This window comes from Bacillus norwichensis (genome assembly GCF_014836955.1).
GTDB classification, from domain to species: domain Bacteria; phylum Bacillota; class Bacilli; order Bacillales; family Bacillaceae_C; genus Siminovitchia; species Siminovitchia norwichensis.
The window spans coordinates 39,682-47,597 of sequence record NZ_JACSPV010000034.1; the positions used below are offsets into that span (position 1 = coordinate 39,682).

Genomic DNA, 7,916 nt, shown 5'->3' on the forward strand with positions numbered 1-7,916 from the left:
ATGCTTATTTATTCAGCAGAGACGGGATAGCTCCCTTCCAAGCCTCTTCCATCTTGCTGCTGTCGGATTTGATCAATATCTCTTTATCTTCATTAAGGATGACTAATTCTGCGTTGTCTGTCACTTTACCAATCAAAATTGCCTCACTCACGATTTCTTCAAACGCCGCCTGATGTTCCTTCTTGACCGAAAGGATAAAACGAGATTGTGTTTCAGAGAATAATGCTGTTGTTTTATCTCCGGAAAGAGTTACTTCCACACCGAGGCCTTCGGTGCCAAACAAGCTTTCAGAAAGGGCTACAGCTGCTCCTCCTTCTGAAATATCATGGGCAGAAGATACAAGACCTTCCCGAATTGCTGCCAGAATCTGCTTCTGTCTTTCAACCTCAACTTCCAGATCAAGTGCAGGGGCTTTTCCAAAAATTTCGCCGTGAACCAATTTCTGAAGCTCACTTCCGCCAAATTCAGGTTTCGCTTCGCCAATAATATAAATCAAGTCGCCCGCTTCTTTAAATGACTGTGTCGTTGCATGTCCAAGATCCGGAATCAAGCCGACCATCCCAATGATTGGTGTTGGATAAATCGCTTTTCCACCTTTTTCATTGTACAGCGAAACATTTCCCCCGATAACTGGGCTGTTTAGTGCAAGACAAGCTTCGCTGATTCCTTCTGCGGATTTTTCAATCTGCCAGAAAATTTCCGGTTTATCCGGATTTCCGAAGTTCAAGCCGTCAGTAATTGCAAGCGGCTCAGCACCGGAACAAACAACATTTCTTGCCGCTTCCGCTACTGCAATTTTCCCACCTGTTTCTGGGTCCAGATAAATGTAGCGGGAATTACAATCCGTTGTAATCGCGATTCCTTTATTCGTTCCTGGAATTCTAACAACTGCTGCATCTGATCCAGGAGTAACGACAGTATTTGAGCCTACCTGATGATCAAATTGGCGGTAAACCCATTCTTTGCTGGCAACTGTCGGCTGCTGTAAAAGCTGAAGAAGCGTAGTTTCGTAGTCATCCACTTTCGGAATATCCACTTCCATCTCCTGATACTTCCGAAAATATTCCGGAACCTCAGATACTTTATGATAAACTGGAGCATCTTCTGCAAGAGCATCTGCTGATACTTCGGCTACAACCTGTCCCTTATGAAGAAGACGGAGCATTTTATCATCCGTTACATGCCCAACAGACACAGCTTCCAAATCATATTTAGCAAACAGGTCGATAATTTCCTGTTCACGGCCTTTTTTGATAACAATAAGCATCCGTTCTTGTGATTCAGACAGCATCATTTCATAAGCAGTCATGTTTTCTTCGCGCTGAGGAATCAGATCAAGGTTCATTTCAACTCCGTAGCCCGCTTTACTTGCCATTTCAGCAGAAGAACTTGTCAATCCGGCTGCACCCATATCCTGAATCCCGATTAAAGCATCTGATTTTACGAGCTCCAAACAAGCATCCATCAACAGCTTCTCTGTAAACGGGTCTCCTGCCTGGACCGCTGCGCGTTCTTCTTCTTCATCCTCAGACAGTTCCACTGAGGAGAAAGTAGCACCGTGAATACCGTCGCGGCCAGTCGCAGCGCCAACATACATTACAGTATTGCCTACACCTTTCGCTTGTCCTTTTTGCATATCTTCATGGTTGAGCAGACCCACTACCATTGCGTTGACGAGAGGATTACTTTCATATGCAGGGTCAAATTGAATCTCTCCGCCTACTGTCGGAACACCAAGTGAGTTTCCATAATCAGCAATTCCAGCTACTGCCTGCTCAAGCAGGTAACGAACTCTTGGAGAATCCAATTCACCAAATCTTAAGGAGTTCATAGCCGCAATCGGACGAGCACCCATTGAAAATACATCACGGACAATTCCACCCACGCCGGTCGCTGCCCCTTCATATGGTTCAATAGCCGATGGAGAGTTGTGGCTCTCAATTTTAAAAACAACCGCCTGGTTATCGCCGATGTCCACGATTCCAGCACCTTCTCCTGGCCCTTGTAGAACTTGCTTTCCTTCTGTCGGGAATTTTTTCAGCACAGGCTTGGAGCTCTTATAGCTGCAATGCTCAGACCACATGACGGAGAAAAGTCCAGTTTCCGTATAGTTTGGCGTTCTTCCAAGCATTTTCTCTGCAAGTTCGAACTCTTCGTCTGACAAGCCCATCTCTTGATAGATCTTTTGTTCTTTAATCTCGGATGGATTCGGCTCAAGCATTTGTGACATTTGTTTCCCTCCAGTTTTGTACAATTGATTTGAACAATTTCACTCCATCAGCACTGCCTAATAGTTCATCTACAGCTCTTTCAGGGTGTGGCATCAAGCCAAGGACATTTCCTTTTTCATTTGCAATGCCGGCAATGTCAGCCATACTGCCATTTGGATTTTCAGATGTATAAGTGAAGATGATTTGATTATTGTCTTTCAACTTGTTTAATTCCACTTCACTGCAGTAAAAACAACCTTTTTTATGAGCTACAGGCAATGAAATAGTTTCCCCATTTTCATAAAGTGAAGTGAATGCAGTGTCATTGTTCACCACTTGAAGCTTGACCGGCTTACAAACAAATTTCAACCTTTCGTTAGTAAACAGTGTCCCAGGAAGCAATCCTGCTTCAAGAAGAATTTGAAATCCATTTCCAATTCCAAGAACAGGCTTCCCAGCTTCAGCCGCTTTGATGATTTCTTTTATGACAGGTTGTCTTTTGGCAATAGCTCCCGGCCGGACGGCATCGCCATATGATGCACCTCCTGGAAGTAGAACAGCATCATATCCTTCAAGACTTGCTGCATCGTGACGGACATACTCTGCTTCTTCTCCGGTCGTCTGCCTAACTGCTTCATATAAATCAGATTCACATGTTGTACCTGGAAAAACGACTATCGCGATTTTCACTTTGCAGCCGCCTCCTCGATTTCAAAGCGGTAATCTTCAACTTCCGTATTCACAAGAAGGTTTTTGCACATTTCGTGGACTGCTTCTTCCACATTTTTATCTGTTTTGTCGATGGTCAATTCGATATATTTCCCAACACGGACATTTTCAACTTCAGGAAAATCAGATTTCTTCAATTCCTTTGTTGCCGCCGCTCCTTCAGGATCGATGACACTTTCCTTCAATGTTACAAATACCTTCACTTTATACATCTTCCATTTCTCCTTTCGCTTTCGCGAGTTTTAATTCAATCCAAGACGTTCAAATATTGTATCAACGTGTTTCAAGTGATACCTCGGGTCAAAACATTCATCAATTTCATCTTGGGAAAGCAGCTTTTGAACAGTTGCATCCTCTTCAATCAACGTTTTAAATGAGACTTGTTTTTCCCATGCCTCCATAGCCCTAGGCTGTACTGTATCATACGCCTCTTCACGGGAAAGCCCTTTGTCAATTAAAGTTAGCAACACTTGCTGTGAAAAAATCAATCCATGTGTTCGATCCATATTTCTTTTCATATTTTCCGGATAGACAGTCAAGTTTTTCACGACATTACCAAAGCGATTCAGCATATAATCCAAAGCAATGGTTGCATCCGGCAAAATAATCCGTTCAGCGGATGAATGCGAAATGTCACGCTCATGCCACAAAGGAACATTATCATATGCTGTCATCATGTAGCCTCTTATAACGCGAGCCATTCCGGCCATGTTTTCCGATGCGACCGGATTGCGTTTATGAGGCATGGCAGAAGATCCTTTTTGTCCTTTTGCAAAAAATTCTTCTACTTCACGTGTCTCACTTTTTTGCAAACCGCGGATTTCAACAGCGAACTTTTCAATGGATGTGGCAACCAACGCGAGAACGCTCATATAGTGAGCATGGCGGTCACGCTGTAATGTTTGCGTTGAAAGAGGTGCCGGCTGCAGCCCTAGCTTTTCACAAACAAATTTCTCTATAAAAGGATCAATGTTTGCGTAAGTGCCAACAGCTCCAGAAATTTTTCCGAACTCGACTCCCTCTGCTGCCTGATTGAACCTCTCCAAATTTCGTTTCATTTCTTCGTACCAGAGGGCAAGCTTTAATCCGAATGTTATCGGTTCCGCGTGAACACCGTGCGTTCTGCCCATCATGACCGTATCTTTATGCTCAATTGCTTTTTTACGTAAAATATTGATAAAGTTCTCGAGATCTTTCCTGATGATTATATTCGCCTGTTTTAATAAATAAGAAAGGGCCGTGTCCACGACATCCGTAGATGTCAATCCATAGTGAATCCATTTCCGTTCTTCACCAAGCGTTTCTGAGACAGCTCTTGTAAAAGCTACAACATCATGCCTTGTCTCCAGTTCGATCTCTTTAACCCGGTCAACGTCGAATCCAGCTTTTTCACGGATTTTTTTAACGTCTTCATTGGGAATCTCCCCTAACTCAGCCCAGGCTTCACACGCTAGAATCTCAACTTCCAGCCATGCATTATACCGGTTCTCTTCGTTCCAAACAGCTCCCATTTCAGGTCTTGTATATCGTTCAATCATCGTCAGAAACCCTCTCTTTTCAAGCTATTTCCAAACCTCATTTACACGCAGCTCTTCCAGAGTTTTATCCATATCAGCAGTGAGTATCGTGATATGTCCCATTTTCCTGTTCACCTTTGCTTCTTCTTTTCCGTAAAAATGTACATTCCAATCCGGTTGTTGCTGAATTTGCCCAATGACACCTTCCACATGCTGACCTAGCACATTTACCATCACAGCCTGCTCCAATAATCTTGACTTCATAAGAGGCCAACCGCAAACCGCTCGGATATGTTGACCAAACTGCGAAATGTTACATGCTTCAATCGAGTAATGTCCGGAATTGTGTGGACGCGGTGCTAGCTCATTCACATAAATTTTTTCATCTTTTGTCAAAAACATTTCCACAGCCAGCGTTCCGACCAAGTTTAAGTGCTCAGCTATTTTTCCAGCCAATTGCTCCGCATCCTCCACCACGTTTTCGGACACTCTGGCTGGAACAATGGTTTCATGCAAGATATTGTTTACGTGAATATTTTCACCAACTGGAAAGCACTCTAGATCTCCATTCATTCCTCTTGTCATGATCACTGAAATTTCTTTTTCAAATGGAACCCATGCTTCAAGCACACATGGCCCGTTTTTTAACAGAGATATAGCTTCCTTAGCATCTTTGGTCCCGCGTAAAACAAATTGCCCTTTTCCGTCATATCCTCCACGGGAAGTTTTTAATACACTTGGGAAACCAATATGCTCCATTTCTCTATTAAGATCCTCTTCATTGCGAATGACTGCATAAGGAGCAACCTCCACTCCAGCGTCGGTCAATGCCTGTTTTTCCAAAATACGGTCCTGAGTAATTTTGATCAACTCAGCTCCTTGAGGCACATACGCTTTTTCCGTCAACCATTTGAGTGCTTCATAGTCAACATTTTCAAATTCATAAGTAATCACATCGCTGACAGAGGCCAATTTTAAAAGGGCATCCTTATCATCGTAAGGAGCAATGATTTCTTCATCTGCCACTTGCCCCGCGGGTGAATAAGGTGATGGTTCCACAACAGCAATTTTAAACCCAGCATGCTTCGCAGCCAATGCCATCATACGACCCAATTGCCCGCCGCCAATAATTCCAATTGTACTCCCCGGTTGTATCACTTTAGACAAGCTCATCACTGCTTCCTAAAACTTTTTCTTTCAAAGTTTCTCTTCTGTTTGTAAGTTTTTTATAAAGGGCATCATTTTCCGTCGCTAAGATTTGAGCTGCAAGAAGGCCAGCGTTTGTAGCCCCTGCCTTTCCAATGGCAACGGTTGCCACTGGAACACCTCCTGGCATTTGAACAATGGATAATAATGAATCCATTCCTTTCAAAGCTCTTGATTCAACCGGAACACCAATAACGGGAACTAAAGTTTTGGCTGCGACCATTCCTGGCAAGTGCGCTGCACCGCCAGCACCGGCAATAATGACTTTTAACCCTTTTTCTTTGGCAGTTTCTGCATATTCAAACATTAAATCTGGTGTTCTGTGCGCAGATACGACCTTTTTTTCATAAGGAACTTCAAGCTCATCTAAAATGTCACAAGCATGCTTCATTGTTTCCCAGTCAGATGTACTGCCCATAATAATTCCGACTTCGGCCTTCATAAAATAAAACCCTCCGCCTCTGTTTTTTTAAAAGAAAAATACAAGCACCTAATAAGGAAGTGAGTACCTGTTATCAGCCAAACGTTTCTTTTCCGAAATTATTGGCCTGGTGGGAACTCTGTTGGCTCAGGCAACGACCTTCTGTCACTTCGCCTTCATTGCACTGTAATTCCTTAGCGTTGGAGCCAGATAAAAATCAAAAACCGGATAAACTACTCTCTTTTGAAAAGAAAGCAGATTATCCGGGAGTTCATGCACAATCATTTTTCCCAAATCCCACTTTCCTCATAGTCCAATTATTTACGGTAATTGGGTAGAAACTTATGGGCCTTATCCCCATGATATATGAGGCTTTAACAATATAATCTTAACAATCCAACGTATCGATGTCAAACAATAATCGAACGATGAATAATTCTTTTTTGTTAATGTTCGGATTTAGGCAACTTTATTCCTTCAAAAATAATCTTTTGAGAAACTGGCTTATATTCGATTTTTCCTTTTTTCTTTTCTTCTATAAATACAGGCTTTTCAATTCTTCGAACAGGCCTGTATCCTTCCCGCTCCATTCTTGCTAAACATTCGCTAATCGTTTCGTTTTCTTCAACGGCAAACCTTTTTTTCGCGGACATCAATGAGGCAGTTTTCCCTTCTTTACAGATTTTACCCAGAAGCCGCCATAAATCGTTTTCGGTTCATAGGCAATGATAAAAGCCTTCGGATCCAGCTCCTTGATGAGCTGATATAGCTTTAATTCATATTTTCTAGGCGTTAGCACCTGCAAGGCCATTCGCTCCCCTTCGAGCCCATGGGCCGCCCAACTTGTTACTCCATAACCCTTATCGCGAAGCTGCTTCGGAAGATCTCTATCATATTCTTTTGTAATGACATTCACGGTTATGTATCCGAGTGCCATCTTTTCTTCAATTTTTGTTCCTACTATAACCCCAGTACCATAACCTACGGCATAAGCAATGAGATTTTGAATTTGATCCAAGTTATCCAGCACCAGGCCAAGGCCCACAACATAAATAACAATTTCTATCATGCTGACAACCGCTGCAATATACCGATATCCCTTTAACGTCAAAATCATTCGGATCGTGAAAAAAGAAACATAAATAACATTAATAATAAAAATAATGGCAACCATTATCAAGCCATTCTCCAACATTGAGGGCCCCATCCTTTCTTAAATCAAATTCGCCTTGGCGTATTTGCGTCCAGATTTTATTGAGCTTCAATCGATAATTAAACCTCTGAAAATCTATGGCATCCGCCAGAGGCCTAAACTTTGTTCAGGCGGGGTTTGAACACCCGCTGAATGGAATACCAACATACTTTCATTCACTTACTGAGTCAAAGTCTTATGCTGAATGAAGTTAAACCTGAGACAATTATAAAGGATTTTAATCTGTTTTCATATTTAATAGTATTATCAGAAAACGATTAATCTTTTTGGGAAGAAGAGAGTCAAAATTAGAGGTTTAGCTTGATAATATGATTGTGTTCTTGAGTGTGGCAGCTCGGTGTGGAAAGAGTTACAGTTTGGCTATTAACCGTTCATGTTTTAGCCGCAGCTTCATCTTTTTTGCTACGAACTGGTTGTTGCTTTAGTTTCTGGATCAAGCTTTTCGGCTTCGAACTGGGTTATTGTGCGAATTCTGGAGGATTCGTGCGAAAATCGGGTTTATCGTGCGATTTTTCGTTTTATCGTGCGAAATTGGAGATGATCGTGCGAAAACAGCTCCTGATTGTGCGAACGGGTCTCTAAAGAAATGAATTATTTCTTTTCTTAGCCTTTAGCTCATA

At 42.3% G+C, this 7,916-nt stretch carries 8 protein-coding genes and 1 riboswitch; all 8 genes read right to left on the reverse strand.

Annotated elements, in window-relative coordinates; genetic code table 11:
* Positions 1–4: 4 nt before the first annotated feature.
* Positions 5–2,230: a phosphoribosylformylglycinamidine synthase subunit PurL gene (gene purL, locus H9631_RS16260; RefSeq protein ID WP_191814646.1), complete on the reverse strand. Its 2,226-nt coding sequence runs from the start codon at positions 2,228–2,230 to the stop codon at positions 5–7.
* Entirely contained in the window at positions 2,214–2,900 is a 687-nt protein-coding gene (gene purQ / locus H9631_RS16265; protein WP_191814648.1) for a phosphoribosylformylglycinamidine synthase subunit PurQ, read from the reverse strand. Before purQ ends, purL begins: the two co-directional genes overlap by 17 nt.
* Complete coding sequence (gene purS, locus H9631_RS16270) at positions 2,897–3,151, reverse strand: phosphoribosylformylglycinamidine synthase subunit PurS (protein WP_191814650.1); 255 nt, start codon at positions 3,149–3,151, stop codon at positions 2,897–2,899. The genes purQ and purS overlap by 4 nt, the downstream gene beginning before the upstream one ends.
* A gap of 30 nt (positions 3,152–3,181) precedes the next feature.
* Positions 3,182–4,477, reverse strand: coding sequence for an adenylosuccinate lyase (gene purB / locus H9631_RS16275; protein ID WP_191814652.1), 1,296 nt, complete (start codon positions 4,475–4,477; stop codon positions 3,182–3,184).
* A 24-nt stretch (positions 4,478–4,501) separates the two neighbouring features.
* A complete protein-coding gene (gene purK / locus H9631_RS16280) occupies positions 4,502–5,629 on the reverse strand; it encodes a 5-(carboxyamino)imidazole ribonucleotide synthase (RefSeq protein ID WP_191814654.1) in 1,128 nt (375 codons plus the stop codon).
* Positions 5,616–6,104, reverse strand: coding sequence for a 5-(carboxyamino)imidazole ribonucleotide mutase (purE, locus tag H9631_RS16285; RefSeq protein ID WP_191814656.1), 489 nt, complete (start codon positions 6,102–6,104; stop codon positions 5,616–5,618). Before purE ends, purK begins: the two co-directional genes overlap by 14 nt.
* A gap of 268 nt (positions 6,105–6,372) precedes the next feature.
* A riboswitch (purine riboswitch) is annotated at positions 6,373–6,473 on the reverse strand.
* A 56-nt stretch (positions 6,474–6,529) separates the two neighbouring features.
* Positions 6,530–6,736, reverse strand: coding sequence for an NETI motif-containing protein (locus H9631_RS16290; RefSeq protein WP_191814658.1), 207 nt, complete (start codon positions 6,734–6,736; stop codon positions 6,530–6,532).
* Positions 6,736–7,278, reverse strand: coding sequence for a DUF2179 domain-containing protein (locus H9631_RS16295; RefSeq protein ID WP_191814660.1), 543 nt, complete (start codon positions 7,276–7,278; stop codon positions 6,736–6,738). The genes H9631_RS16290 and H9631_RS16295 overlap by 1 nt, the downstream gene beginning before the upstream one ends.
* Between the last annotated feature and the right edge of the window lie 638 nt (positions 7,279–7,916).